This is a genomic window from Nocardiopsis listeri NBRC 13360 (genome assembly GCF_001570765.1).
GTDB classification, from domain to species: domain Bacteria; phylum Actinomycetota; class Actinomycetes; order Streptosporangiales; family Streptosporangiaceae; genus Nocardiopsis; species Nocardiopsis listeri.
In genome coordinates, this window is the sequence record NZ_BCSH01000091.1 from 1 (window position 1) to 26,899 (window position 26,899).

The window sequence follows — 26,899 nt, forward strand, 5'->3', positions numbered from 1 at the left end:
CGCACCCCACAGCCGCCCGACAACCCGCAGGATCACGGCCCGAGGCGCCCCACCAAAACAGCCCTCGGACAGCACGAAACCAGTGGACGGGAAGCAGGGGCGTTCGAGTAGGGCGTTCGTCCGGACCAGCCTGTCCGGACCAGCCTGCCCGGACATGCCTGCCCGGACATGCCCGCCCGGACACATGCTCGTCTGATCAGCGCATGTCACGCCGGGACAGGAGATACGCGGACAGCGCCCACAACCCGCTGGTGAGTGACAGGGCGGCGAGCAGGATGGGCCCCATCACCGCGAGGTCGAGTCCCGCCGCGTCGGAGACGGCGCTGTTGCCCAGGAACAGCGCCGAGGTGACCAGGGAGTGGGGGAACAGGTGGGACACCACACCGCCTTGGCCGCTGTAGAGCAGACCGGTTCCGATCGCGCATCCCAGCAGCCCCAAGGCCACGGGCGCGGTGAACGAACGGAACGACATCGACAGCAGCGATTGTGCGGCCACCACGGGCAGAGCCGCGACCACCCCGAACAGTGCGATGACCGCGTACTCCCATGGTGGTGCGCCCTCCAGGTCGAGCACGAACATCCCGATTCCGGCCACCAGAGCCAGCAGGACCAGCTGCATGGCCGCCACGACGATGGTGAGTGAGGTGATCTTGGCGCCCACGATCGCCTCGGGGCGCGCGGGAGTGGCCATCAGCAGGTTCCAGTTGTGCCCTCGGTGCTCCATCCGCCAAGCGGCCGAGGCCAGCACGGCCACACCCATCGACATGAAGAAGAGGCCGTAGAACAACACCACCTGGGACCAGTAGGACTCCCACCCGGTGGAGAGCACCCCCTGGTTGGCGGCGTAGTTGATGGTCCCCGCGATGACCGCGAGCACCGGCAGCACGACTGCGACGACCCACAGGGCGGAGCGACGCAGTTTGGTGAGTTCGGCGACGATCACGCGGGACCTCCTTCGGCTCGGTCCAAGTGCCGGCACGCCCCGAGGAACAGGGCCGCCACGGCGCACAGGAACAGGGCGAAAGCCCAGGGAATGGGCGCCGCCTCGATCAATTGGTCGTCGGCCATCGCCACCGGCGAGATCGCCGCGTAGTAGCCCCAGGGCAGTACGTAGGCCACCCACGTGGGCATCAGCAGGGCGTAGACCGCGTAGAACGCCCCCAGCAGACCGACCCCGAGCCCCACGAGTTGGTTGTCCACCCGGGCGGCCAGCCACAGGTGCAGGCCCAGCAGCGCCAGGTTCACCAGCAGCAGGAAGAGTCCGTAGCGCGCCCACAGGGCGACCGGGGGAGCGACCTCGATCCCGACGACCAGCCCCGCGATGAGGAGCAGCACGCACTGCGCCACGACCGTGAGTGTCAGGGCCAGGCCCAAGACGACCGCCTTGGCCCGGCACAACAGCCCCGGCCCCAGACCGGACACCCGGGCGAGGAACCACCCCTGGCCCTGGTGTTCGATGTCCACCTGGCGTCCGGCGAGCACCGCGACCAGGACCGGTGAGGTCATCGCCGAGATCATCACCTGGTTCAGAAGCAGGAACTCCCAGGGTTGCGCGGCCGGATCGGCGAAGCCCTCGCGGGCGTTCTCGGAGAAGAGGTTCATCCCCGACAGGGCGACGACGGCGATCACCATCACCAGGCACAACACCCACACGCTCAGTCGGCGCGTCTTGTGGACCTCCAGGCCCACCGCCATCCGCATCACGACAATCCCTCGCGTCCGGTCAGGTCCATGAAGACCTCCTCCAGGGAGCGGCGTACCCGATGGAGGCCGTGGACGGGGACGTCGTGGTGGACCAGCCGTCGCACGAGGTCGGCGGTGTCGTCGTCGCTCGACCCGGTCAGGCACAGCCCTTCGTGGGTGCGCACCGCCGGCAACCCCAGGGCCAGGACGCGTTCGGGGTCGGGGGTCCGCAGGATCAGATCCGGTGTGCTGCGGTCGAACAGTTCCGCCCGGGTGCCCTGGAAGATCAGTCGTCCTCGGCCGAGGATCCCCAGGACCGACGCCATTCGATCGACCTCGTCCAGCAGGTGGCTGGAGACCATCACGGTGACGCCCTCTCCGGCCAGGGAGGTCAAGAGGTCACGGATCTCCTCGATTCCGGCAGGATCCAGTCCGTTGGTGGGTTCGTCGAGGATGAGCAGGCGGGGTTCGCGGGCCAGCGCCATGGCGATGCCCAGCCGCTGCTTCATCCCGAGAGAGTAGGCGCGAACGGGTTTGTCCATCTGGTCGCGCAGGCGCACGGTGGCCACGGCGCGCTCCACCTGAAGCTCGGTGAGCCCGAGCATTCGGCGGACGATCGCCATGTTCTCCCGGCCGGTCAGGTGCCCGTATCCCGGCGGGGATTCGATCAGTGAACCGATCAAGGGGGAGAGTTCGTGCCGAGTGCGGCGGTCCATGGTGCGGCCCAGAACGCTGATCTCTCCCCGGTCGGGACGCAGCAGCGACAGCAACATCTTCATCGTGGTGGATTTGCCCGACCCGTTGGGGCCGAGGAACCCGTAGACGCATCCCTCGGGTACGCGCAGGTCCAGGGAGTCCACGACCGTGCGCGACCCGTAGGTCTTGGTCAGTCCATCGGTGGTGATGACGTGATTCATGAAGCTCCTTCCACCGAGGAGACTCCACCGTCGAACCCACGCGACACATCGGACCTTGGTACCGACAAGGGACTCGTACCAGGGGCCGAGGTGGGGCTCAGGCGTCGCGGAGCAGGTCCCGACGGTCCACCACCCCGGCGCGGAAGGCGAACAGCACCGCCTGGACCCGGTCTCGCGCCCCGGTCTTGGCCAGCACGTTGCCGACGTGGGTCTTGACCGTGGTCATGGACAGCACCAGCAGTTCACAGATCTCGGTGTTGGTGTACCCGCGCGCCACCGCCGTGAGGACCTCACGTTCTCGTGGTGTCAACGACTCCAACGCCCGCCGGGTCTCCCGTGCAGGGAGGGCCGACGGCCCCGAGCCACCGACCAGCAGCGGACGCACGTGTTGGAGCAACCTTCGGGTGGAGCTCGCCGAGACCACCGAATCGCCCCGGTGCACGGTGCGCAGCGCCTCCAGGAGTTCCTCCGGGGGAGTGTTCTTGAGCAGGAAACCGGTCGCGCCGGCCTCGATGCCCTCGATCACGTATTCGTCGGTGTCGAAGGTGGTGAGCACCACGATCCGACACCGCGCACCCGCGTCCACCAGTGTGCGGGTGGCGCTCAGCCCATCCGTCCCCGGCATCTGGACGTCCATGAGCAGCAGGTCCACCGGATCCGTGCTCTGGCGTTCCACGGCCTCGGCCCCGTCGATGGCCTGCCAGGCCACGGTCATGTCGGGTTGGGAGTCGATGACCATCGCCATCCCGGCGGTGAAGAGCCGCTGGTCGTCGGCGAGCCCCACCCGGATCACGTCTCCTCCCAGGGAACGCTCGCCCGGACCCGCCAGAGGCCGGTGGTCTCGTCCATCCCCACCTCCAGGGTGCCGCCGTGCAGGGCGATTCTTTCTCGCATACCGATCAGACCATGCCCTCCGTCCCTTTCACCGGGTTCGTGCGGCTCGGGACCGACCGGGTTGGTCACGGTGACCACGATCAGCCCGGAAGAGCGCGTGAGGTGGACCGTCACGGCGACCGGGCCGGCGTGTTCGAGGGCGTTGGCCAACGACTGTTGGACGAGGCGGTAGACCGTCAGGCCCACGCTGGTGGGCGGGGACGACTCCTCATGCGAGGGTGGGTCTTCCTGCGCCAGGCGGACACGTAGACCCGTCCGCCGGTACTCCTCCACCAGGACGGGCAGCTCGCCCAGACCGGGCATGGGGGAGAGCTCGCGTTCTCGGTCCTCCCGCAGCACCCCCAGCAGTCTGTGCAGTTCGCCGGCGGATTCTCGACCCACTCGACCGATCGTCTCCAACGCGGTCACCGCCGCATCCGGGGACGATCGCGCGGCGTAGCGGCCACCATCGGCCTGGGCGACGATGACGTTCAGGGAGTGCGCGAGGACGTCGTGCATCTCCCGGGCGATGCGGGTGCGCTCGCCCAGGGCGGACAACCTCAGTTCCTGTTCACGTTTGGCCCGTAGTAACCGGGTGTGCTCTCGGAGCCGGTCGACCTCCTCCCGGTTGTGCCTGCGCACGGTGCCGAGTAGGGCGAACAGCAGCAGGGTCGTCCAGGCGGACAACAGGGAGGTGATCTTGACCCCGAGGTTCTCCGTGTAGAAGAGCTCCGGAATGAACAGGACCGACACGGCCGTGCCCAGGAGCAGTAGGACCAGGACCACGCGACGCCACCACGCCGACAACTCCGTCTGCGAGGTGTAGGTGGCGACCAGCACGCAGATCACCGACAGGGTGGTGAAGTGCTCCATCCAGAGCACCTGGACCGCCAACAGCGCCGCCAGTGCCGCCAACGCGGTCAGTGGGCGGACCCGGCGCGCGCTCAACGTCGCGCAGCACCCCACCGCCAGGGCGAGGTAGGCGGCGGAGTCCGTGGGCGAGGCCGACGCCAACGGCCAGGTCGCCACCATCAGGACGAACCAGAGCAGGGCCCAGAGCACGTCCACGAAGAACACGTGGGCAAGTGACCAGGACTTCGCGCGGGCGGCGAACGAACGCGGGGACGGGGCGGACATGGTTCCACACGCTACAGAGCGCCGCGACGGAGGTCCTCATGCCACGGTACGAACCGTGGCCGGGGCATTGCCTATCCTGGAGGGGTCAGCAGCACCCTCACCTCCTGGGGATGGATCGATGAACGTCCTGCTCACCGGTGGCGCCGGGTACATCGGCTCCCACACCGCCGTCGCGCTCCTCGAAGCCGGACACGAGGTGGTGGTGGTCGACTCCCTGGTCAACAGCCACGAGGAGTCCCTGCGTCGGGTGGAGCGGATCACCGGTCGCGCCCTCACCTTCCATCGGGCCGACTGCACCGACCCCGAGGCGATGCGGGCGGTCTTCGACCGGCACGACGTCGACGCGGTCATCCACCTGGCGGGGCTCAAGGCCGTGGGCGAGTCCGTCCGGCAGCCCCTGCGCTACTACCGCAACAACCTGGACGCGCTGCTCACCCTCTGCGAGACCATGCGGGACGCCGGTGTCCGTGACCTGGTCCTGAGTTCCTCGGCCACGGTCTACGGCGACCCGGAGCGGGTGCCCATCACCGAGGACGCCGGCCTGTCCACCACCAACCCCTATGGCAGCACCAAGCTGTTCGCCGAGCGCATCCTCGACGACCTGGCCACCGCCGAATCCGACTGGCGGATCATCTCCCTGCGCTACTTCAACCCGATCGGCGCGCACCCCAGTGGTCTGATCGGTGAGGACCCCCAGGGGATCCCGAACAACCTCTTCCCCTACATCGCCCAGGTCGCCGCCGGGCGCCGGGAGAAACTGAGCGTCTACGGCGACGACTACGACACCCCCGACGGCACCGGGGTGCGCGACTACCTGCACGTGGTGGACCTGGCCGCCGGGCACCTGGCCGCCGTCGACCACCTGGCCGACGCACCCGGACACCGGGTCTACAACCTCGGCACCGGGCACGGGACCTCCGTCATGGAGGGCCTGCGCGCCTTCGAACGCGCGACCGGCGACACCATCCCGTACGAGGTGGTCGGTCGCAGGTCGGGAGACATCGCCGTCTGTTACGCCGATCCCGCCGCGGCCGCGAGCGAACTGGGTTGGAAGGCGGAGAGGACCGTGGACGACGCCTGCCGGGACGCCTGGCGCTGGCAATCGACCAATCCGAACGGTTTCGCGGGCTGAGCCTGGGGCGTGCCGGTTCGCATACCCGAGCGGGCGCCCCGAACATGGTCAACGCCCTAGACTGGAGAGACATCCCGATTTTTCTGCGGAAGGTCCTCCGTCGTGTCCGTTGCTGCTGACAGCACGTTCGACACCGTCCTCGTCGTCGACTTCGGTGCGCAGTACGCGCAGCTGATCGCGCGACGGGTCCGCGAGTGTCACGTGCACAGCGAGATCGTGCCCTCGACCATGCCGGTCGAGGAGATGCTCGCCAAGAAACCCAAGGCCATCATTCTCTCCGGCGGCCCGTCCTCGGTGTACGCCGAGGGGGCCCCGAACGTGGGGGCCGAGCTGTTCGAGACCGGGGTCCCGACCTTCGGTATCTGCTACGGCTTCCAGGCGATGACGCGTGCCCTGGGCGGGGTCGTCGATCGGACCGACCTGAGTGAGTTCGGCCGCACCCGGATGTCGACCACGGCCGACTCGGTGCTGTTCGAGGGGTTGCCCTCGGAGCTGAACGTGTGGATGTCGCACGGTGACTCCGTGGTGCAGGCCCCCGACGGCTTCAAGAGCATCGCCGGTACGTCGGGCGCCCCGGTCGCCGCCTTCGAGGACACCGAGCGCCGTCTGTTCGGCGTCCAGTTCCACCCCGAGGTCATGCACACCGAGCACGGCCAGGAGGTGCTGCGCCGTTTCCTGTACGAGGGGGCCGGCTGCCGCCCCACCTGGACGATGGTGAACATCGTCGAGGAGCAGTTGGAGCGCATCCGCACCCAGATCGGCGACAAGCGCGTCATCTGTGCCCTCAGTGGCGGTGTGGACTCCGCGGTGGCCGGCGCACTGGTCCAGCGCGCCGTCGGCGAGCAGCTCACCTGTGTGTTCGTCGACCACGGCCTGCTCCGCAAGGGGGAGGCCGAGCAGGTCGAGAAGGACTACGTGGCGATCACGGGCGCCAAGCTCAAGGTGGTCGACGCCGAGGAGCGGTTCCTCACCGCACTGGCCGGGGTCACCGACCCCGAGGAGAAGCGCAAGATCATCGGCCGCGAGTTCATCCGCGTGTTCGAGCAGGCGGCCCGCGAGGTTGTCGAGGAGAGCGGCGAGGGCGGCTCCGAGGTCGAGTTCCTGGTGCAGGGCACCCTCTACCCGGACGTGGTGGAGTCCGGCGGCGGTTCCGGTACCGCCAACATCAAGTCGCACCACAACGTCGGCGGCCTTCCCGAGGACCTGCAGTTCACCCTGGTGGAGCCGCTGCGCGAGCTCTTCAAGGACGAGGTCCGTCGGGTCGGCGAGGAGTTGGGCCTGCCCTCCGAGATGGTGTGGCGTCAGCCCTTCCCCGGCCCCGGCCTGGGCATCCGCATCATCGGCGAGGTGACGCGCGAGCGGCTGGAGATCCTGCGTGAGGCCGACGCCATCGCCCGGGAGGAGCTCACCCGCGCCGGGCTGGACCGCGACATCTGGCAGTGCCCGGTGGTGCTGCTCGCCGACGTGCGTTCGGTGGGTGTGCAGGGCGACGGCCGCACCTACGGCCACCCGGTCGTGCTGCGCCCCGTCAGCAGCGAAGACGCCATGACCGCGGACTGGTCGCGGGTTCCCTACGACGTGCTGGCCCTGATCTCCAACCGGATCACCAACGAGGTCCGTGAGATCAACCGGGTGACGCTGGACGTGACCAGCAAGCCCCCGGGCACGATCGAGTGGGAGTAGGACTCCCCGGTGGAACGAGGGCGGGGACCGGCGCGCACGCGCCGGACCCCGCCCTCGTTCGTGTGTCCGTTATTCGGGGACGGGAAGTCTGATGCTGGTCGGATTCTGATCCGGGTCGTGGAACAGTTCCAGGGTCTCGGGGAGTTCGTCCATGGTCAGGATGAACACGAGCGGACCCACACCGGCCTCACCCGGATCGATCGTTCCCCACAGACTGGTCCTGGCCTCGGTGGCGGTCGGCGACTCCGAGTTGAGCCAACGCTTGTCGTCCGTCACCAGCTTCTGGCTGTCGGAACCGAAGTCGATCGGGGTGTCGCCCCTGTTCTCCAGGGTCAGTTCGATCACGCAGTAACGGCCGCCGGAGGGGGTCGAACGCCCGGGCAGCTCCTTGTCGCAGGAGAGGTCCTCGACCTGGTAGCGGACCGATTCGTCGGCGGAGAACGCCGCGCCGTTCTCGTCGGTGGGCGCGGGTTCCTCCGGGGCCTGTCCGGCCTGGGGATCCCCCTCCTGTTCCGAGCCCTCCGCCGTGGCCCCGGGGTCGTTGCTCTCGTCCCCCTGGTTCTGGTCCGGGGAGAAGGCGCCGTTCATGGCGAGCAGGACCAGCAGGGCGAGGGCCACCGTCAGGGCGATGGCGGCCGCGATGACACCCCAGTAGAAGGTGCCGTGCCTGCCAGGGGCGGTGGGGCGGTGCGGCGGCGGGGGCACCGGCGGGACGTACGGCTGCGGGCCCCGCTGTTGTTCGGGCGGCGGCACCATCGGGATGGGTCCGGTGGAGGCCGGGTGATGCGCGGGCGGAGGCCCCTGATGGGCGGGGTGGGGCTGTCCCTGCGGCCCGGGCGGCACCGCTGGCGCCGGGTGACCGGTCGAAGGGTGCGCCGCGTGCTGCTGCGGAGGGGCCTGCTGTGGTTGTCGGGGCGGCTGGTGGGGCGCCTGCTGCGGCGGGTGGGTGAAGCTGCCGCTCTGGTGCGCGGGCGGAGCCGTGGGTGCCGCCGCCTGGTACTGGCCGGGGGCCGGATGACGCATGCCCGTCGCGGTCTGGTGCGCCGGATGCGGCATGCCGGGTGGGCCGGGTGGCAGGTTGGGCCGCCATGACTGGTGCAGGGCGTGCGACACCATGTCGTTGGGGTTGCCGGCCTCTTCACCACCCGCGAGCTCCAACAGGAGGTCCTGCGCGGTGGGCCGACGACCGGGTTCCTTGGCCAGGGCTCGAGCGACCAGCCGGTCCAGCGGCGGGTCCAGGTCGCTGATCTGGGGTTCGGCGAACAGCACCCGCTTGCCCAGCGTCATGGCGTCGCCGTTGCCGAAGGGGTGCGTGCCGTTGCCGGCGAAGGCCACCAGACAACCCCAGGCGAAGATGTCCGCCGAGGTGGTGACCTTCTCCTCCAGCAACTGTTCGGGAGCCATCCAGCCGGGGCTGCCCATGACGATGCCGGTCTGGGTGTGGTTGGTGGCGGTGTTCATCGCCCGCGCGATGCCGAAGTCGATCACCCGAGGACCGGAGATGGACAGCAGCACGTTGGCGGGCTTGAGGTCGCGGTGGACCAGCCCGGTGCGGTGGATGGCCGCCAACGCGGCGGCCACGCCCAAGGCGAAGCCGTGCAGCGTCGAGGAGTCCAGGGGACCGTTCTCCGCTATGTGCTCGGCCAGGGCCGTGCCCGCGATGTACTCGGTCACCATGTAGGGACGGTTCTCGAACGTCCCGTGGTCGAGCACCTTGGCGGTGCAGAAGGAGGCGACCTTGCGGGCGTTCTCCATCTCGTCACGGAAACGCGCCCGGGTCTGCTCGTCGAACGCGAGCTCCGGGCGGATCACCTTGATGGCTACATGGGTGTTCTTCTCGGGCGTGCTGCCCAGGTAGACGGTACCCATGCCACCGCTGCCCAGCTTCCCGGACAGCACATAGGGACCGATGGTGGCCGGATCTCCGGCGGCCAACGGTTCCAGGTTCTTCGGGAGCCCATCCGACGGCAAGCGACCCTCCCCGACGGTGTCCAAACTCCGCCTTGCCCCAAGGTAGCGGTGTTTGTGCCCGGATTCCCACTCGTAGGCCGGATTGGGCCGCTTCGAGGGCGGGCGGAAACTGACATGACAGTGGTAGCGAGTCCATGGGCATGGATTTCGGTCGAACTCCGAGGCGCGGATCCTCGCGCTGATCGAAGCCGGTGAACACCGTGGGCCCCGTTCCGGGGTGTGTGTTCACGCAAGGTGGGGGTTCCTTTACGATTGGGGACTCGTGACCGTTAATACCACCGTAACCGTGCGGGTCCCCGCGAAGGTGAACCTCCAGTTGGCGGTAGGGCCCGGCCGCGAGGACGGATTCCACGACCTCGTCAACGTGTTCCACGCCGTCTCGCTGTTCGACGAGGTTACCGTCCAGGACGCGTACCCGCGTCGGCAGAGCCCCCTCGTAACCCTCACCGCGGGCGGTGAGATGGGGTCACACCTGGCCAGGGTGCCCTTGGACGAGAGCAACCTCGCCGCCCGCGCCGCCCTCTCGATGGCGCGGGAGACCGGCCGAGGCGGGCCGGTCGACATCCACCTGCGGAAGAACATCCCCGTGGCCGGTGGCATGGCGGGGGGCAGCGCGGACGCCGCCGCCGCGCTGGTGGCCTGCGATCGCCTGTGGGGTTGTGGGCTGTCGCGTGAGCGTCTGTTGGAGTCGGCCGCCCGACTGGGCAGCGACGTCGCGTTCGGCCTGGTCGGCGCCACCGCGGTGGGGACCGGCCGTGGCGAGATCCTGGAGCCGATGGCGAGTCCGGGCCGTTATCGCTGGGTGTTCGCCCTGTCCGGGCGCGGCCTGTCCACCGCGGACGTGTTCGCCGAGTACGACCGGTTGCGACCGGACGCGCCCACCCCCCGAGCGGACCCGGAGTTGGCGAAGGCGCTGGCCGACGGGGACGCCGTGGCGCTGGGTCGGTCGTTGAGCAACGACCTGGAGCCCGCCGCCCTGTCTTTGCTGCCCGAACTGGAACGGACCCTGACGGCCGGGCGCGGCGCGGGAGCGCTCGGTGCCCTGGTGTCCGGTTCCGGACCGACCTGCGCGTTCCTCGTGGGCGGGGACGAGGTTCCGTCGGTGGTCGCCGAACGTGAGGCGGCGGTGGTGGCGGCGTTGCGGAGCACCGGACTGTGCGAGCAGGTCGTGGCGGCCGACGGTGACGTCCCCGGCGCCACGATTCTGTGACGTAAATCACGGTCGATTTTTCGGTGGTCGGGCCTTTCGCTCGGGTTGACCTAAACCATTGTTGAGGTCGAACACTGGGCCGTATGACGATCACAGCCGCGTTCTCCAGGTACGCCGACCTTCCGGCGCTCATCGGGTTGATGGAGGGGGACGAGAAGCACAACGGGGCTTCCGCGTCCACCCTCGACGTCCTGTGGGTGCTCTACGACCGTGTCCTCGACGTCACGCCCGACACCGCCGAGGCGCCGGACCGTGACCGCTTCCTGCTCTCCAAGGGACACGGGCCCGCCGCCTACTACGCGGTGCTCGCCGCCAAGGGCTTCCTCGACGTGCCCACCCTGCGGGGTTGGACCACCTTCGACTCCCCGTTGGGCCACCATCCGGACCGCGTCCTGGTGCCCGGGATCGAGATCGGCAGCGGCTCCCTCGGACACGGGATGCCGCTGGGGCTGGGCATGGCCCTGGGCCTGCGCGCCCAGCGGATCCGTCGGGCCGACGGCACCGAACCACGCGTGGTGGTGCTGGTCGGCGACGGCGAACTCGACGAGGGCAGCAACCACGAGGCCATCGCCGCCGCCGGCCGGCTCGGTGTGGACAACCTCACCGTCGTGGCCATCGACAACGACTCCGCGACCCACGGCTGGCCCGGCGGGATCGGCCGTCGATTCGAGGTCGAGGGCTGGGAGGCCCGTGAGGTGAACGGGCGCGACCACACCGCCCTCCACGACGCCTTCGTCCCGTCCCGGAGCGGCCGGCCCCTGGCCGTCGTCGCGCGAGTCCGCAACTGAGAAGCCGAGGAGCCCAGAAATGCGTGAGACCTTCGCCGCCACCGTCAACGAGGCCATGGACGAGGATCCCCGTACCGCGGTCGTCCTCGCCGACATCTCCGCCGGGATGTTCCGCCGTTCGTCGCTCAAGCACCCGGGGCGGGTGATCAACCTGGGCATCCGGGAACAGGCCATGATCGACGTGGCCGGGGGCCTCGCGCTCACCGGCATGCGCCCGATCGCGCACAGCTACGCGCCGTTCCTCGTCGAGCGCCCCTTCGAACAGCTCAAGATCGGCCTGGGCCACCAGGACGTGGGCGCGATCCTGGTGAGCATCGGCGGCTCCTACGACGCCGCCGAGGAGGGCCGCACCCACCAGGCACCCGAGGACGTCGCGGTCCTCGACACCCTCCCCGGCTGGACCGTGAGGGTGCCCGGACACCCCGACGAGGTTCGAGACGCCCTCGAACAGGACCTCCCCGGGGACCACCGCGTCTACCTGAGGTTGTCGAACACCTCGAACCGGGCCGCGCTGCCCGTACGGCCCCGGCTGCACGTGGTGCGCACAGGGTCGTCCCGCTCCGCCGGCGTCGTACTGGCGGTCGGTCCGATGCTGGACCGGACCCTGGAGGCCACCGCCGACCTCGACGTCACGGTCGCCTACACCTCCACCGTGCGCCCCTTCGACCGTGAGGGACTCGGCGTACTGGCCGCCGCCGCGGGCAACGCCGACGTGCTTCTGGTGGAGCCCTACCTGAGGGGGACGTCCGCGCACGAGGTCTCCGAGTCGCTCGCCGACCGGCGACATCGTCAACTGTCCCTGGGCGTGCCCCGTGACGCCGAGTTGCGCGCCTACGGCACCCCCACCGAGCACGCCCGCTCCCACGGCCTGGACACCGAGGGAATCGCCAAGTCCGCCAGGGAGTTCTTCTTGGTGTAGGGGTTCCTCCCCGTGAACCCGCCCGGGGCCTTGCGTGGTGCGGCCCCGGGCGTTCCCCGGTGCGCGGTCCGCGCACCTTCGCGGGGGCAGCACAATGGAGGGTGATGACGAATCTGGTCAACCTTCAGGACGTGTCCCTGGCCTACGGGCCGCTCGTACTCCTCGACAAGGTGTCCCTTGGCGTGGACGAGGGCGAACGCATCGGCGTGGTCGGCCGCAACGGCGGTGGTAAGTCCACGCTGATCTCCGTGCTGTCCGCGATCACCGAGCCGGATTCCGGCCGCGTCGTGCACAACCGCGGACTACGGGTGGGGTTCCTGCATCAGCGGGACGACTTCCCCGAAACCACCGTCGGCGAGTTCGTGCTCGGCGGGCTGGCCGAGCACGAATGGGCGGGCAACGCGCGCATTCGCGACATCCTGAAGGGGCTGCTCGGTGGTTGGGACCTGAACCTGCCGATGTCGGGCCTTTCCGGTGGTGAGCGCCGTCGTTCCGGGCTGGCGCGCCTGCTGGTCGACGACCACGACCTCATCGTGCTGGACGAGCCCACCAACCACCTCGACATCGAGGGCATCGCCTGGCTCGCCGCACATCTGCGCGGACGTCCCGAGGCGCTCGTGGTCGTCACCCACGACCGCTGGTTCCTCGACGCCGTCACCACCCGCACCTGGGAGGTCGGGCGTGGCTCCGTCGAGCGCTACGAGGGCGGGTACGCGGCCTACGTGCTCGCCAAGGCCGAACGCGACCGTCAGGCCGCCGCCGCGGAGGACCGCCGGCAGAACCTGATGCGCAAGGAACTGGCCTGGCTGCGCCGAGGCGCCCCCGCGCGCACGTCCAAGCCCAAGTTCCGCATCGAGGCGGCCAACCAGCTCATCGCGGACGAGCCGCCGGCCCGCGACACCGTCGAACTGATGCGCTTCGCCACCTCCCGGCTGGGCAAGACCGTCATCGACCTCAAGGACGTGTCGTACTCGATCCCGGGCCGTACCCTGCTGGATCACCTCACCTGGCAGCTGGGCCCCGGCGACAGGGTCGGTCTGGTGGGCGTGAACGGCGCGGGCAAGTCCACGTTGCTCAAGATCCTCGCCGAGGAGCGCGAACCCGACTCCGGGACCGTGCGGACCGGTCGCACCGTCAAGCTCGCGCACCTGTCCCAGAACGTCACCGAACTCGACCCCACCGCCCGCCCCCTCCAGGCCGTCATGGACGTGCGCGAGCACATCACCATCGGCAAGCGGGACTACACCGCCAGTCAGATGCTGGAGAAGTTCGGTTTCCAGGGCGAGCGCCAGTGGACCCCGATCGGTGACCTGTCCGGTGGTGAGCGCCGCCGACTCCAGCTGCTCCGTCTGCTCATGGACGAGCCCAACGTGCTGTTGCTGGACGAGCCCACCAACGACCTGGACATCGAGACGCTCACCGAGTTGGAGGACCTGCTCGACGGTTGGCCGGGTTCCCTCGTGCTGGTCAGCCACGACCGGTACTTCCTGGAGCGCATCACCGACCGTGTGCTCGCCCTGATGGGCGACGGCTCCCTGGCGTTCCTGCCCGGCGGGGTCGACGAGTACCTGGACCGCCGCGCCGCCGGCGCCGGCGACGTCAGCGTGCCGTTGGGCGCCTCCGAGACGGCCGCCGCGGAGAAGCGGGCCGAGGACGAAGCACCGGCCGTCTCCGCGGCCGAGCGTCGCGCCGCCCAGAAGGAGATGCAGCGCGTCGAACGGCGGATGGACAAGATCGCCAAGCAGGAGGCCCGGCTGCACGAACAGATGGCCGCGGCCGCCGAGGACTACACCAGGCTCGCCGAGCTCGACGCGGAGGCCAAGGCCCTCGCCGGCGAGAAGGACGAGCTGGAGATGGTCTGGCTGGAACAGGCCGAAATCGTCGGAGACTGACACGAGGGAGTGACGTGGCGGAACTGGACGACGTCCCGGTGACCTTGATCGACGGGCGCGAGACCACCTTCGGTGAGTGGGCCGGGAAGGTGCGCCTGGTGGTGAACGTCGCCTCCCGGTGCGGTCTCACCCCGCAGTACGGCGCGTTGGAGGAGCTCCACAAGCGCTACGCCGACCGTGGCTTCACGGTTCTGGGTTTTCCCAGCAACCAGTTCCTCCAGGAGTTCGGCGGTGACGACAAGATCGCCGAGTACTGCTCGATGACCTGGGGCGTCACCTTCCCGATGAGCGGCAAGGTCAAGGTCAACGGCAGGGGCCGGCACCCCCTCTACGCCGAACTCACCCAGGTCTCGGACGACAACGGCGCCGCCGGGCGGGTCAGGTGGAACTTCGAGAAGTTCCTGGTCCTGCCCGACGGCGCCGTTCACCGCTTCCGCGCCACGACCGTCCCCGACGCCCCCGAGATCGTCACCCTCATCGAGGGTGCGCTGCCTCGCTGATCAGGCGAACGGGCTGGAGACGGCGTCCAGCTCGGCGACCTCGGCCTCGGTGAGCTTCAGGGACGTCGCGGCCGGGCACGAGGACGAGCCCGATGGCGCCACCGGACCAAGAGGTACTACCGGACCCGCTCGCGGAAGACCTCGGCGATCTCCTGGGCCCCGGCGAGGTTGGTGTGGATGTCCGGACCCTGGACGGTGTTGCACATCCAGGTCAGGTCGCAGACCTTCTGTAGGTTGACCGGCATCCCGGTGTCGCTGTCGTCGGGCACGGTGGTGTTGGAGCCGTCGAACACCTCGTCGACGTCGGCGACGTCGATCCCGGCCGCCTGGTAGGTGGCCGTGAGGGAGTCGTTGACGTCCTCCATGATTTCGACGGTGCCGTGCGCCACGCCCGACTCGGCGTCCTCGGCGACCTCGTCCGCGTTCGCCTCCGGGAGGTCCTCGGAGACGTCCTCGGACTCCTCGGCGTCCCCGCCGCTCTCCTCGTTCTCCTCCAGTAGCGAGAGGGCGAGGAAGGGGTTGTAGTAGGTCATGGCGACGATCTGGGCCTGCGGACCGGCCGCGTCGGTGAGCCGTTCGGCGATCACCGGGACCTCGCTCTCCAACCGCTCGAGGCCGTCGTCGACGCAGTCCCGGTCCAGGCCGACGTCGTCGATGTCGAGCTCGGTCCTGCTCCCGGTCTCGGGGGCGAGGCCCTCCACACAGTCGGTGAAGTTGTTGGCGCCGATGGTGAGGGTGACCAGACCGACCCGGCCCTCGTGCTCCTCCAGGAAGTCCACGGCCTCGTCCAACTGGGAACCCTGCTCGTAGCGGGTGTCGCAGCCGGCGATCCCGCCCTCGATGAACGTGGTGGTGTCCTCACCACCGCAACCCATGCGCTCGTGGTGAAGCGTGGAGTCGGCGTCCTTCAGAGTGCGGTACAGGACGTCGGTGTACCCCTCCGGGGTCTCACGCTGGGTGCCGGACTCGTCGGGCTGTACGCCGACGGTCAACGAGTCCCCCAGGGAGAGGTAGTGGCTCTGCGTGGAGGTGCTCGTCTCCTCCTCGCCACCCCCTCCGGAACATCCCGCGACCATCAGCGCCGCGGCGATCGCGGCCGTCCACCGGATTCTCACAATGCTCTCCAACCAAGACCCTGTAGTGGCAATTGACTCGCGCGCCCGGAGACGGACTCCCGGTGAGTGGGTGGATACCGCCGAGTAATCAGCCTTGCTGGCTCGATGGCGTCCTGTCGAGGGGGGCCAAGAGGCATCTCAGTAACGATGCCAGCTGCTCGCGTTCGGCGGCGGGCATGGGGGCGAGCAGGGTCTCCTCGTAGCTGAGCAGGGACGCCAGCGCGGCGTCGATGCGTTCGGCGCCCTTGTCGGTGAGTCGCACCAGCACACCGCGTTTGTCCGCGGGGTCGGGGCGGCGGCGCACCAGGTCGGCGGCGGTCAAACGATCGACCCGGTTGGTCATGGTGCCGGAGGTGACCAGGGTGGCGCGCAGCAGACGGCCGGGGCTGAGCTCGTAGGGCGGCCCGGAGCGACGCAGTTCGGCGAGCACGTCGAACTCCCAGGGTTCCAGGGCGTGCTCGGTGAACACGGTTCGCCGGGCACGATCCAGGTGGCGGGCGAGCCGGGACACCCGGCTGAACACCTCTAGCGGTGACACGTCCACGTCCGGCCGTTGGGAGCGCCACGCCTCCAAGAGCCCATCCACCTCATCGCGCATGGGACACAGCCTATCTCTTGACATCAAGATAGTGGGGCGGGTACACAAAACGTACCCGCCCCACCGTCGACGTCCTTCAGACCGGGCGCTTGCGGCGCGTGTCCAGCCTCGGCTTGGCCTCCAGCGAGGAGAGCCCGTTCCAGGCCAGGTTGACCAGATGGGCAGCGACCACCTCGCGCTTGGGCTTGCGCACCTCCAGCCACCACTGGCCGGTCAACGCCCACATGCCCACGAGTGCCTGCGCGTACATGGGGGCGAGGCCGGGGTCGTAACCGCGTTCGTCGAACTCGTCGGCCATGATGTGTTCGACCTGGCTGGCGATGTCGTTGATCAGGCTGGCGAAACTGCCCGTACTGGAGGCCACGTGGGAGTCGCGGGTGAGCACCCGGAAACCGACGCTGTCCTCCTCGACGTAGCGCAGCAGGGCCAGGGCCGCCTTCTCGATCTTGTTCCGTGCGTTGTCGGCGGTGAGGGCCTCGCCCATCATGTCCAGGAGCGTGCGCATCTCCCGGTCCACGACGACGGCGTAGATGCCCTCCTTACCGCCGAAGTGCTCGTACACCACGGGCTTGGACACGCCCGCCCGCGCGGCGATCTCCTCAACGGAGGTCGCGTCGAACCCTCGTTCGGCGAACAGCTCCCGGCCGATCCCCAACAGCTGTTGCCGACGCTCCTTGCCCGTCATGCGCTTGCGGCGCACGCGGGTCCCTTGTTCGCTGTCGGCTGCTCCCATGATGGCTACCGATCCTAGACCTTGACCCGCTTGGCGGCGAGTCGTTCGTTGTTGGGCCAGCGCACCTTGGTGGCCCAACCGAACTTCTCGAACGCCCAGATGACCCGTGCGGAGATGTCGACCTGGCCCTTGAGTACACCGTGGCGGGCGCAGGTCGGGTCCGCGTGGTGCAGGTTGTGCCATGACTCACCGAAGGACGGGATGGCCAACCACCACACGTTGCGGGAGCGGTCGCGCACCTCGAAGTTCTCCTCGCCGATGGTGTGGCAGATGGAGTTGACCGACCAGGTGACGTGGTGCAGCAGGGCGATGCGGACCAGGCCGGCCCAGAAGAACGCGGTGATCGCGCCCCACCAGGACATGGTGACCAGGCCACCGATGGCGGCCGGGGCGAACAGCGAGAACAGCACGATCGGCAGGAACAGCCTGTCGACGAGGACGACGTCCTTGTCCTTGAGCAGGTCCGGGGTGAAGCGGCGCGGCGAGGTCTTCTTCTCGTCCAGGTACATCCACGCCATGTGCGCGTAGTACATGCCCTTGGCCACGGACTTCCAGTCGTCGCCGAAGCGCCACGGCGAGTGCGGGTCGCCCTCGGCGTCCGCGTACTTGTGGTGGCGACGGTGGTCGGCCACCCACTTGATGACGCTGCCCTCGATGGCGAGGCTGCCGGCGACCGCCAACGCGATGCGCAGCGGGCGCTTGGCCTTGAAGGAACCGTGCGTGAAGTGACGGTGGTAGCCGACGGTGACGCCCAAGCCGCTGATCACGTAGAAGACCGTCGCGATGACGATGTCGGTGATCGACAGGCCCCAGCCCCAGAAGAACGGCACCGCGGCGAGCAGGGCGAGCAGCGGGACGAACACGAACGCGAAGACGGTGTAGCGCTCGGCCTTGCCCCTCGGTTCGGGCTCGTACTCGGGTATCGGCTCGCGTTTGGAGGCGCGTGTCACGGTGCTCTCGGTGTCTTCGGCGGGAACTTCAGGGGCAGCGGTCATGGTCTTGCACACCTCGTCGCAGGAAACGTCGTCGCTGGTCAGAACGGCGTCACAGGGGTTTGGTGTACCCGGCGGGACGGCCCAACCTATTCCTACGTAACCGTAACCTACGACCCCGTAGGTTTGGCAAGTCCTCCGTGAAAGGCGCTATGTTGGTGGCGGACGCACGGGCGGACCGCCCGTCGCGTTCCCGGATGATGTAATCGGCAGCATGTGGGGTTTTGGTCCCCATCGTCCAGGTTCGAGCCCTGGTCCGGGAGCGATCCGCCGTCAGGCCTGAGACCGTGACCACACGATCGTGTGGGTCACACGAGCCGCGGCCCCATTCGGGTGGCCTTTCTCCGCCATGTCCCGTGGGACCGCCGCACGGCGCTCGAAAACGGCCTCACCGTCCACGTGCGCCACCGCAGAAGAGCGCTCATGACGCGCATGTATCCTTCCCATGTCGGCCGCCGGTCATCCGACGGCCGCCCGCTCGGCATGCGGGACGCGCCGCCGAAGGGTGAGCCGACTGTTCAAGTGCCAGCTATCACGAGGGGTCTCCTTCAGTGAGCGTGAAACGCCCGGCTGCCGTCATCGTCCTCTCCGCGGGAGAGGGCACCCGGATGAAGTCCAAGCTCCCCAAGATGCTGCACGAGATCGGCGGTCGCAGCATGCTCGGCCACGTTCTCGAAGCGGCGCGGGCGACCGATCCCGAACACACGGTGGTGGTGCTCGGCCACAAGCGTGAACACTTCACCGAGCACCTCGCGCGGGTCGCCCCGGAGGCGTCCACCGCCATCCAGGAGGAACAGAACGGCACCGGTCACGCGGTGCGCATGGCTCTGGAGGACCTGGCCCGGCAAGGGCTCGAGCTCACCGGGACCGCCGTTCTCACCTGTGGTGACACCCCGCTCCTGCGCGGCGAGACCCTGGTCGGTCTGATCGCCGAACACGAGCGCGAGGGCAACGCCGTCACGGCCCTGTCGGCCCGGGTCCCCGACCCGCACGGTTACGGCCGCATCGTCCGCGACGCCGACGGCGAGTTCACCGAGATCGTCGAACAGTCCGACGCCACGCCCGAGCAGCTCGCCATCGACGAGATCAACTCCGGCATGTACGCCTTCGACGCGGCCCTGCTCACCGAGGTCGTCCAGCGTCTGTCCAGTGACAACGCCAAGGGTGAGGAGTACATCACCGACGTCGTCGGTCTGCTCCGCGGCGACGGTCACCGGGTCGGCGCGTGGGTCGCCGACGACTGGCACGAGGTACAGGGCGTCAACAACCGCGCCCAGCTCGCCGAGGCCCGTCGTCTGCTCAACGATCGTCTCCTGCACGACCTCATGCTCTCCGGGGTCACCGTCATGGACCCCGCGACGACCTGGGTGGAGGCCGAGGTCGTCATCGGTCGCGACACCGTGGTGCACCCCGACACCCGGCTGTACGGCACGACCCGCATCGGCGAGGACGCCGAGATCGGTCCCGGGGCCGATCTGCGCGACACCGTCGTCGGTGACGGCGCGGTGGTGCGCCAGACCACCGCGGACGGCGCCGAGATCGGTCCCGGGGCCGAGGTCGGTCCCTACACCTACCTTCGGCCGGGCACCCGCCTGGCCGAGCGGGCCAAGGCCGGGGCCTTCGTCGAGGTCAAGAACTCGAACGTGGGCGCCGGATCGAAGATCCCGCACCTGACCTACGTGGGCGACGCCGACATCGGTGTGGGCAGCAACATCGGCTGCTCCTCGGTGTTCGTCAACTACGACGGGGTCGACAAGTCCCGGAGCACCATCGGTGACCACGTGCGCATCGGCAGCGACAACACCATCGTCGCGCCCGTGACCGTGGGCGATGGCGCCTACTCCGGAGCCGGGACCGTGGTCCGCGACGACGTTCCGCCGGGAGCCCTGGCCGTTTCCGAGGGACACCGGCAGCGTAACGTCGAGGGCTGGACGCTTCGCAAGCGTTCGGGAACAGCCTCCGCCGAAGCGGCGGAGCAGGCGGAACGGCGCGCGGGCGCCGACGCCGACGAGCAGTGACTGTGGGGGAGAATCACGTGACCGGGATGAAGGCCACCGGGCAGAAACAACTGATGCTTTTCTCGGGGCGCACGCACCCCGCGCTGGCCGATGAGGTGGCCAAGGAGCTGGGGATCGAGGTGGTCCCCACCCGGTTCGACACCTTCGCCAACGGCGAGATCTTCGTTCGCTACCTGGAGTCGGTGCGAGGGTCCGACGCTTTCGTGATCCAGTGTCACGCGGACCCGATCAACGAGTCGATCATGGAGCAGTTGATCATGGTGGACGCGCTCAAGCGCGCCTCCGCCAAGCGGATCACCGTGGTGACCCCGTTCTTCGGCTACGCGCGCCAGGACAAGAAGCACCGCGGTCGTGAGCCCATCTCCGCCCGCCTCATGACGGACCTGTTCCGTACCGCGGGCGCGGATCGGATGATGGCCGTCGACCTGCACACCGACCAGATCCAGGGTTTCTTCGACGGGCCGGTGGACCACCTGTTCGCGCTGCCGATCCTGGCCGACCACATCGGTGCCCAGGTCGACCACTCCGAGATCACCGTGGTCTCCCCCGACGCCGGCCGTGTGCGCACCGCCGACCGTTGGGCCGACCGTCTGGGCGCGCCGCTGGCCATCATCCACAAGCGTCGTGACCCGGACATCGCCAACGAGGTGAAGGTGCACGAGGTCGTCGGTGAGGTCAAGGACCGCGTCTGCGTCCTGGTCGACGACATGATCGACACCGGCGGCACCATCGTGAAGGCCGCCGACGCCCTCTTCGAGCAGGGCGCCAAGAAGGTCCTGGTCGCGGCCACCCACGGCGTCCTCTCGGGTCCGGCCGCCGAGCGTCTGCAGAACTCCCGTATCTCCGAGGTCGTCGTCACCAACACGCTTCCCATCCCCGAGGAGCGTTGCTTCGACAAGCTGACCACGCTGTCGATCGCCCCGCTGATCGCCCGTGCGGTCAACGAGGTGTTCACCGACGGTTCGGTGACCAGCCTGTTCGACTGAGTGAGAGAACGGCCTCACGTCGGAGGCCCTCTCAGGCGCCGAAACGCCCGTACCCCACCGGGGTCCACCGCTTCGAGGGTGGGCCCCGGTGGGGGATGTACGGAGTCGTCACCAGAAGCAGTAGACTTGACCGAGTGTCCCCGTGCCCGGATGGATGCGCACGCTTCCCGTGTGTGTTCCCCATCTGGTAAACCCACACGGGCAGGGGTGCGCGACGAGCGTTCCCGGGCCGTTGGGGTCCGGTGGCGGCTCGCCGGGCACGCCTGGAACCTGGGTGGTCGAGTCCCCAACCAGATGGGCGACCCCGCCGTATTCTCCGCCGCAGGCGAGAATCGTTCGTACTAATGGAGTCGTGTTCCCCGTATCGCGGGGTTGAACCCGAGGAGTTTTGTCGTGTCCGAGGTACGTATCGCTGCCGAGCCCCGCACGGAATTCGGCAAGGGCGCCTCTCGTCGCGCCCGCCGCGCGGGTAAGGTGCCGGCCGTCCTCTACGGCCACGGCACCGAGACCCGCCACCTCAGCCTGCCGGGCCACGAGCTCATGCTCGCCCTCAAGACCTCGAACGTCCTCCTGCGCCTCGAAGGCCTGGACAAGGACAACCTCGCCCTGCCCAAGAGCGTGCAGCGCGACGCCATCAAGGGCTTCCTGGAGCACGTCGACCTGCTGGTCGTCTCCAAGGGACAGAAGGTCGAGGTCGAGGTGCCCTTGGTCCTGACCGGCGAGGTCAAGGCTCCGGGCGTTCTCAACCAGGAGCTGGTGACCGTGCGCGTCGAGGTCGAGGCCCACAACATCCCCGACCAGGTCGAGTTCGACATCCAGGGCATGGAGATCGGTGCCGTTCCCACCGCCGGAGAGGTCGAGCTTCCCCAGGGTGCCACCCTGGTCGACGACCCTGAGACCACCGTGCTCACCGTCTCCGCGCCCCGCGTGGAGGAAGAGCCGGAGACCAACGCCGAAGCGGCCGAGGCCGCCGAGTAGGTCGGTGCTTCGTCACCACATGTTCGACGCCGAACGCGCGGGCCCCCAGGGGTCCGCGCGTTCGGCGTTTCGGTGCCCGGACACGTCTCGATAGGGTCGTTCGACATGTGGGGCTTTTTGAGCAGGTCGGGTGTCAGGAAGAGCAGGGACGACGAGGACATGGCCGAGACCGAGCGATGGTTGGTCGTGGGGTTGGGCAACCCCGGCCCCAAGTACGCGGGGAACCGGCACAACGCCGGCTTCATGGTGGTGGACGCGCTGGCGGCGGACAAGGGTGAGCGCTGGAAGGCCCACAAGGCGCACGCCGAGGTCGTCGAGACCCGAATCGATGGTGCAGCCGTGGTCCTGGCCAAGCCTCGTACCTTCATGAACCTGTCCGGGGGCCCGATCACCGGACTCGCGAAGTTCTACAAGGTCCCCATGGAGCGGACCATCGTCGTGCACGACGAGATGGACATCGACTACGGGGCCCTGAAGCTGAAGAAGGGCGGGGGCTCCGGCGGCCACAACGGGCTGAAGTCGACCACCTCCTCCCTGGGCGGTCCCGACTACCTTCGGGTGCGCTTCGGCGTGGGGCGTCCCCCCGGTCGGATGGACCCGGCCGCGTACGTCCTTCGCGATTTCTCCGCCACCGAGAGCCGTGAGCTGGACCTGAACGTGGATCGGGCGGCCGACGCGGTCCGTACCATCCTGACCGATGGTCTGGGCAAGGCGCAGAACGTCTTCCACACCGCCGCTTGATCGATGGTCCCGGGCGGGGACGGGGCCCGGAGCACGGTCCCCGCCCGGGCACGATCTCAGGAGGCGTCGATCAGGGCTTCCAGGAGCGTGTCGTATGCGGGTTTGGTGGTCAGGTCGTCCCAGTAGACGGTGGCGGCGCCCTCGCCTTCGAAGGTCACCGGGACCCAGGAGTACTTGTCCGGCAGGCCCCAGACCGTGTAGGAACCGCAGGAGTCCAGGTCGAGGCAGGCTTGCAGGGTCCGCGCGTAGTAGTCGGCCTGTCGGCGGAGTTGCTCCTCGGTGGGCTCCGCGCCCTCGGCGAGGGGCATGCGCACGTCGACCTCGGTCAGCGCGGTGCCCAGTCCGAGCTCCTCGAAGCGGCGCAGGTTGTCCTCCAGGTCGGAGGGGAAGCCGTATTGCAGGCTCAGGTGGCCCTGAGCGGAGAACCCGTGCAGGGGTACACCGTCGGCGAGCAGCTCCCGACTGAGCGCGAGGTAGGCGTCGCTCTTGGCGTTGACGCTCTCCACGCTGTAGTCGTTCAGGTACAACTCGGCCTCGGGGTCGGCCTCGTGCGCCCAACGGAACGCGTCGGCGATGATCTCCGGGCCGAGTTCGCGGATCCAGATGTTGTCCTGGGTCCGCAGGTTCCCGTTGTCGTCGAAGATCTCGTTGGCCACGTCCCACTGCTGGATCTGTCCGGCGTAGCGTCCGACGACGGTCTCGACGTGGTCCCGCAGGATGTCGCGGAGCTCTTCGTCGGTGAAGTCGCCGTTCTCCAGCCATTCGGGGTTCTGGCTGTGCCACAGGAGGGTGTGACCGCGCACGACCTGCCCGTTGGCTCGGGCGAACTCGACGATGGCGTCTGCGTCGTCGAATGCGTAGGTGTCCCGGCTCGGTCGAAGGTGATCCCACTTCATCTGGTTCTCCGCCGACAGCGAGGTGAACTCGGTGGCCAGCAGGTCCCGGTAGGGGGCGTCGCCGGTGAAGGGGTCGGGGTAGTCCTGGTCGTTGTGGTGTCCACCTCCGGCCACGGCGCTGCCGATGACCAGGCCGTCCGGGGCGGCGTCGCCCAGGGTCGTCTGCTGGGCGTTCCCGACGGTTTGGGCCGGTCGGGCGTGGGAGTTCGAAAGGGCGGGGGAGAGGGACAGAGGTACGGCCAGGGTCGCGACCGCGGCTCCGACCAGGAGCGTCGACGTTCGTACTCGTCTCATGGCGGGGGTACTCCAGAGGGTCGGGTCTCGAAACCTTTCGGCAATATTTCGAAACATGAGTGGAAATGGACAGTAGATCGGGGCCCGGTGAGCGTCAAGACCCCTACGCGGGAGGAATTCCGGGGACGGTGGCCCCATGAGGCTCGTACTCTGGGTGGGTACCAAGGAGGATCAGTGGTCGGCACCCCATCCCGAGACGTCACCATCTCCGCCATCGCAGCGGAGGCCGGAGTCTCGGCCCCCACGGTCTCTCGTGTCCTCAACGGCCGCGAAGACGTCGCTCCCGCCACCAGGGAGCGAATCGAGAAGCTGTTGCGCACGCACGGCTACCGACGTCGCGGGCAGCGGTCGAAGGAACGTGTCGGCCTGATCGACCTGGTCTTCAACGACCTGGACAGCCCGTGGGCGGTGGAGATCATCCGCGGGGTGGAGGACGTCGCCCACCAGTCGGGCGCCGGGGTGGTCGTCTCGGCGATACATCGCAGGGCGACCTCGGCCCGACAGTGGCTGGACAACGTCCGTTCCCGGGTCAGCGACGGCGTCATCCTGGTCACGACCGACCTGGACCCCTCGCTGAACGAGGAGCTGCGGGACCTGAAGGTGCCGGCCGTCGTCATCGACGCCGTGGGCGTCCCGGACCTGGCCACCCCCACCATCGGTGCCACCAACTGGTCGGGCGGGTTGAGCGCCACCGAGTACCTCATCGAGTTGGGTCACCGACGCATCGGCTTCGTGGAGGGACGCCCGGAGTTGTGGTGCAGCCGGGCCCGGATGGACGGGTACCGGGCCGCCCTGGAGATGGCCGGGCTCGCCGTGGAGGACTCCCTCATCGCCTCGGGGAAGTACACCTACGAATCGGGTTTCCGGGCCGGTCAGAAGCTGTTCGGGGGAGGAAGCCCGCCCACGGCGGTGTTCGTCTCCAGCGACCAGATGGCCCTTGGCGTGTACGAGGCGTTGCGACAGCGAGGGCTCCGAGTGCCCGACGACGTCAGCGTGGTCGGGTTCGACGACCTGCCCGAGGCGCGCTGGTCCTCGCCGCCCCTGACCACGGTCCGTCAGCCCTTGGCGGACATGGGTCGGATGGCGGTGCGCATCATCCAGCGGATCGTCCGGGACGAGAACATCGAGAGTTCGCGCATCGAACTGGCCACGCGGCTCGTGGTCCGCGACAGCACCAAGCCTCCGAACCGTTGACCCGGGTCAGCGGGTGAGCAGGAGCCAGGTGTCGCGGGCGTCGACGGCGGGAGAGCGGTCACCGTCGGCCGCGGAGGCGACCGCGCCCACCAGTGCGCCGGCCACGAACGATGCGTGCAGTTCCGGGGGGACCCGCGAATGCGCCGCGGGACGCCGCCCCTCGGCGAACCCCGACACCAGTGCGCCGGCGACACGTTCACGCAGGAGTTCGGGGAAGCGGGCGCTGCCGCGTTCGGCGAACATCCGCCGGTAGAGCACGGCGTTCTCCATCACATGGGAGAACAGGTCGACCAGGGGCTCGGGGGTCGCGTCGTCGGGGGTGTCGAGCGGGCACAGCACCGCGCATCGGGCCACGTGCGCCACCGCGTCCTCCATGGCGTCGGCGACCAGTCCGTCCAGGTCGGCGTAGTGCTGATAGGCGGTGGCCCGATTGACCTCGGCCCGGCGGGCGACGGCGGCCATCGTGACGGTGGCGAGTTCCTGTTCCGTGGCCAGGGACAACAGCGCGGTGCGCAGGCGTTGGCGGGTCCGGCGTACCCGGGGATCGTCGGAGTTCATGACTCACAGCATAAACAACAGGTGTTGCTTTAGCAACGTGTGTCGTTTATCTTGGCGACATGAGAATCGAGATCTGGGCGGACCCGGTCTGCCCCTGGGCGTACATCGGCAAGCGCCGTCTGGAGAGGGCGCTCGAGGGCTGGACCGGAGAGTCGGCCGAGGTCGTGTGGCGTCCCTACCGAATCGACCCCACCGCTCCCGCCGTCTCCGAGCCGATCGACGAGGTCATGCGCGACCCCTTCGTCGAGGAGGCCATTCGGTCCTGCGGTCCGGCATCCGAGGACGCCGTCGATGGCGAGCTGTTCCAGGTGTCCGAACTGGCCGCGGCCGAAGGCATCGATGGAGAGTGGGGCGCCGCCTGGCGCGCCAACACCCACGACGCCCACCGTCTGCTGGCCCTGGCCGAGGACGAGGGTGGCCCCGCGCTCCAGGACGCGGTGATGGAACGGCTGTTGCGCGCCCACTTCGTGGAGGGCCGTGACATCGCCGACCACGACGTGCTGGCCGCGATCGCCGCCGACGCCGGTTTCGACCGGGGCGGTGGGCCGGGGGCCGAGGCCGGTGACCGTAGGGTGCGTGAACTCCTGCTCATCGGCAAGGCCGAGGGGGTACGCACCTCCCCGACCTTCGTCGTCAACGGGATGTCCCTGACCGGGGCACAGGACCCGGCGCTGATCGTGGACTTCCTGACCGAGGCCGCCGCCCGGCGACCTCGTGAGCTGCCCGAGGAGGTGGAACGCATGCGACGGGCCGAGGCCCTGCTCGCCCTGCGGGACCCGCTGGGCGCCCTCGAACTGCTCGGCCCGCTCATGGACGAGCACGGTTCGGACCCGGCGGTCCGCCTGCTGGCGGCGCGCTCCTACTTCCACTCGGCCCAGCTGGGGCGTGCCCGCCGTGCCCTGGAGGAACTCGTCTCCGAGGGGGCCGACGACGCTTACGCCCATCTGTTGCTGGGACGCACGCTCCAGCGCCAAGGGGAGCGGGAGTCGGCCCGACCTCACCTGCGGTTGGCCGCGGTGATGGACCCGACTCTGGCCTAGATGAGTAATTCCCAGGGGTGCGTGGTCTGAGCATGAGGCGAGGGAGCCCAT

At 68.8% G+C, this 26,899-nt stretch carries 25 protein-coding genes; 13 read left to right on the forward strand and 12 right to left on the reverse strand.

What is annotated here, in order from left to right; genetic code table 11:
* Positions 1–196: 196 nt before the first annotated feature.
* The 5 genes from NLI01S_RS22810 to NLI01S_RS22830 all read right to left on the reverse strand — a co-directional run bounded on the left by NLI01S_RS22810 (position 197) and on the right by NLI01S_RS22830 (position 4,610).
* Positions 197–943, reverse strand: a complete 747-nt coding sequence (locus NLI01S_RS22810) for an ABC transporter permease (RefSeq protein WP_067608270.1) — start codon at positions 941–943, stop codon at positions 197–199.
* On the reverse strand, positions 940–1,701 hold the full coding sequence (locus tag NLI01S_RS22815; protein WP_190318562.1) for an ABC transporter permease: 762 nt from the start codon (positions 1,699–1,701) through the stop codon (positions 940–942). Before NLI01S_RS22815 ends, NLI01S_RS22810 begins: the two co-directional genes overlap by 4 nt.
* On the reverse strand, positions 1,701–2,600 hold the full coding sequence (locus NLI01S_RS22820; protein ID WP_067608276.1) for an ABC transporter ATP-binding protein: 900 nt from the start codon (positions 2,598–2,600) through the stop codon (positions 1,701–1,703). The genes NLI01S_RS22815 and NLI01S_RS22820 overlap by 1 nt, the downstream gene beginning before the upstream one ends.
* Positions 2,601–2,697: 97 nt before the next feature.
* Positions 2,698–3,393 (reverse strand): response regulator, encoded by a 696-nt coding sequence (locus NLI01S_RS22825; RefSeq protein WP_067608279.1) that lies wholly within the window; start codon positions 3,391–3,393, stop codon positions 2,698–2,700.
* Positions 3,390–4,610: a sensor histidine kinase gene (locus NLI01S_RS22830; RefSeq protein WP_067608282.1), complete on the reverse strand. Its 1,221-nt coding sequence runs from the start codon at positions 4,608–4,610 to the stop codon at positions 3,390–3,392. Before NLI01S_RS22830 ends, NLI01S_RS22825 begins: the two co-directional genes overlap by 4 nt.
* 118 nt (positions 4,611–4,728) lie before the next feature.
* Between NLI01S_RS22830 and galE the strand changes: the two genes are divergently transcribed.
* Both galE and guaA read left to right on the forward strand, forming a co-directional pair.
* On the forward strand, positions 4,729–5,742 hold the full coding sequence (galE, locus tag NLI01S_RS22835; RefSeq protein WP_067608285.1) for a UDP-glucose 4-epimerase GalE: 1,014 nt from the start codon (positions 4,729–4,731) through the stop codon (positions 5,740–5,742).
* Between the two features lie 102 nt (positions 5,743–5,844).
* Positions 5,845–7,425 (forward strand): glutamine-hydrolyzing GMP synthase, encoded by a 1,581-nt coding sequence (gene guaA / locus NLI01S_RS22840; RefSeq protein WP_067608288.1) that lies wholly within the window; start codon positions 5,845–5,847, stop codon positions 7,423–7,425.
* Positions 7,426–7,494: 69 nt separating this feature from the next.
* Here the strand turns inward: guaA and NLI01S_RS22845 are convergent, their stop codons facing one another.
* Positions 7,495–9,396, reverse strand: a complete 1,902-nt coding sequence (locus NLI01S_RS22845) for a serine/threonine-protein kinase (RefSeq protein WP_067608335.1) — start codon at positions 9,394–9,396, stop codon at positions 7,495–7,497.
* 262 nt (positions 9,397–9,658) lie between these two features.
* Here NLI01S_RS22845 and NLI01S_RS22850 point away from each other — a divergent pair, with 262 nt between their 5' ends.
* The 5 genes from NLI01S_RS22850 to NLI01S_RS22870 all read left to right on the forward strand — a co-directional run bounded on the left by NLI01S_RS22850 (position 9,659) and on the right by NLI01S_RS22870 (position 14,705).
* Positions 9,659–10,606: a 4-(cytidine 5'-diphospho)-2-C-methyl-D-erythritol kinase gene (locus tag NLI01S_RS22850; RefSeq protein WP_084392825.1), complete on the forward strand. Its 948-nt coding sequence runs from the start codon at positions 9,659–9,661 to the stop codon at positions 10,604–10,606.
* Positions 10,607–10,689: 83 nt separating this feature from the next.
* On the forward strand, positions 10,690–11,394 hold the full coding sequence (locus tag NLI01S_RS22855) for a thiamine pyrophosphate-dependent enzyme (protein WP_067608294.1): 705 nt from the start codon (positions 10,690–10,692) through the stop codon (positions 11,392–11,394).
* A gap of 19 nt (positions 11,395–11,413) precedes the next feature.
* On the forward strand, positions 11,414–12,313 hold the full coding sequence (locus tag NLI01S_RS22860; protein ID WP_067608297.1) for a transketolase family protein: 900 nt from the start codon (positions 11,414–11,416) through the stop codon (positions 12,311–12,313).
* A gap of 104 nt (positions 12,314–12,417) precedes the next feature.
* Positions 12,418–14,205, forward strand: a complete 1,788-nt coding sequence (locus tag NLI01S_RS22865; RefSeq protein ID WP_067608300.1) for an ABC-F family ATP-binding cassette domain-containing protein — start codon at positions 12,418–12,420, stop codon at positions 14,203–14,205.
* Between the two features lie 14 nt (positions 14,206–14,219).
* The gene (locus NLI01S_RS22870) at positions 14,220–14,705 is read left to right on the forward strand and encodes a glutathione peroxidase (RefSeq protein ID WP_067608303.1); all 486 of its coding nucleotides are present in this window, start codon (positions 14,220–14,222) and stop codon (positions 14,703–14,705) included.
* Positions 14,706–14,821: 116 nt separating this feature from the next.
* Here NLI01S_RS22870 and NLI01S_RS22875 read toward each other — a convergent pair whose 3' ends face one another.
* The 4 genes from NLI01S_RS22875 to NLI01S_RS22890 all read right to left on the reverse strand — a co-directional run bounded on the left by NLI01S_RS22875 (position 14,822) and on the right by NLI01S_RS22890 (position 18,146).
* On the reverse strand, positions 14,822–15,781 hold the full coding sequence (locus tag NLI01S_RS22875; protein WP_190318564.1) for a GDSL-type esterase/lipase family protein: 960 nt from the start codon (positions 15,779–15,781) through the stop codon (positions 14,822–14,824).
* A gap of 127 nt (positions 15,782–15,908) precedes the next feature.
* Complete coding sequence (locus tag NLI01S_RS22880; RefSeq protein WP_067608309.1) at positions 15,909–16,418, reverse strand: MarR family winged helix-turn-helix transcriptional regulator; 510 nt, start codon at positions 16,416–16,418, stop codon at positions 15,909–15,911.
* Between the two features lie 76 nt (positions 16,419–16,494).
* The gene (locus NLI01S_RS22885) at positions 16,495–17,151 is read right to left on the reverse strand and encodes a TetR/AcrR family transcriptional regulator (protein ID WP_190318563.1); all 657 of its coding nucleotides are present in this window, start codon (positions 17,149–17,151) and stop codon (positions 16,495–16,497) included.
* A gap of 14 nt (positions 17,152–17,165) precedes the next feature.
* A complete protein-coding gene (locus NLI01S_RS22890; RefSeq protein ID WP_067608312.1) occupies positions 17,166–18,146 on the reverse strand; it encodes an acyl-CoA desaturase in 981 nt (326 codons plus the stop codon).
* Between the two features lie 548 nt (positions 18,147–18,694).
* On the opposite strand from NLI01S_RS22890, the gene glmU reads away from it, so the two are divergent.
* The 4 genes from glmU (at position 18,695) to pth (ending at position 22,866) form a co-directional block, all read left to right on the forward strand.
* Positions 18,695–20,161 carry a bifunctional UDP-N-acetylglucosamine diphosphorylase/glucosamine-1-phosphate N-acetyltransferase GlmU gene (gene glmU / locus NLI01S_RS22895; protein ID WP_084392826.1) on the forward strand — a complete coding sequence of 489 codons (1,467 nt, stop codon included), beginning with the start codon at positions 18,695–18,697 and terminating at the stop codon, positions 20,159–20,161.
* Positions 20,162–20,178: 17 nt separating this feature from the next.
* Positions 20,179–21,147: a ribose-phosphate diphosphokinase gene (locus NLI01S_RS22900; protein ID WP_067608343.1), complete on the forward strand. Its 969-nt coding sequence runs from the start codon at positions 20,179–20,181 to the stop codon at positions 21,145–21,147.
* A 393-nt stretch (positions 21,148–21,540) separates the two neighbouring features.
* A complete protein-coding gene (locus tag NLI01S_RS22905; protein ID WP_067608318.1) occupies positions 21,541–22,125 on the forward strand; it encodes a 50S ribosomal protein L25/general stress protein Ctc in 585 nt (194 codons plus the stop codon).
* A gap of 105 nt (positions 22,126–22,230) precedes the next feature.
* Positions 22,231–22,866, forward strand: coding sequence for an aminoacyl-tRNA hydrolase (pth, locus tag NLI01S_RS22910; protein ID WP_067608321.1), 636 nt, complete (start codon positions 22,231–22,233; stop codon positions 22,864–22,866).
* A 56-nt stretch (positions 22,867–22,922) separates the two neighbouring features.
* On the opposite strand, the gene NLI01S_RS22915 is transcribed toward pth, so the two are convergent.
* Entirely contained in the window at positions 22,923–24,056 is a 1,134-nt protein-coding gene (locus tag NLI01S_RS22915; protein WP_067608324.1) for an endo-1,4-beta-xylanase, read from the reverse strand.
* Between the two features lie 174 nt (positions 24,057–24,230).
* On the opposite strand from NLI01S_RS22915, the gene NLI01S_RS22920 reads away from it, so the two are divergent.
* Complete coding sequence (locus NLI01S_RS22920) at positions 24,231–25,250, forward strand: LacI family DNA-binding transcriptional regulator (RefSeq protein ID WP_067608327.1); 1,020 nt, start codon at positions 24,231–24,233, stop codon at positions 25,248–25,250.
* Between the two features lie 6 nt (positions 25,251–25,256).
* Here NLI01S_RS22920 and NLI01S_RS22925 read toward each other — a convergent pair whose 3' ends face one another.
* Entirely contained in the window at positions 25,257–25,808 is a 552-nt protein-coding gene (locus tag NLI01S_RS22925) for a TetR/AcrR family transcriptional regulator (RefSeq protein WP_067608330.1), read from the reverse strand.
* A 59-nt stretch (positions 25,809–25,867) separates the two neighbouring features.
* On the opposite strand from NLI01S_RS22925, the gene NLI01S_RS22930 reads away from it, so the two are divergent.
* Positions 25,868–26,848 (forward strand): DsbA family oxidoreductase, encoded by a 981-nt coding sequence (locus tag NLI01S_RS22930; RefSeq protein WP_067608333.1) that lies wholly within the window; start codon positions 25,868–25,870, stop codon positions 26,846–26,848.
* Positions 26,849–26,899 lie beyond the last annotated feature (51 nt).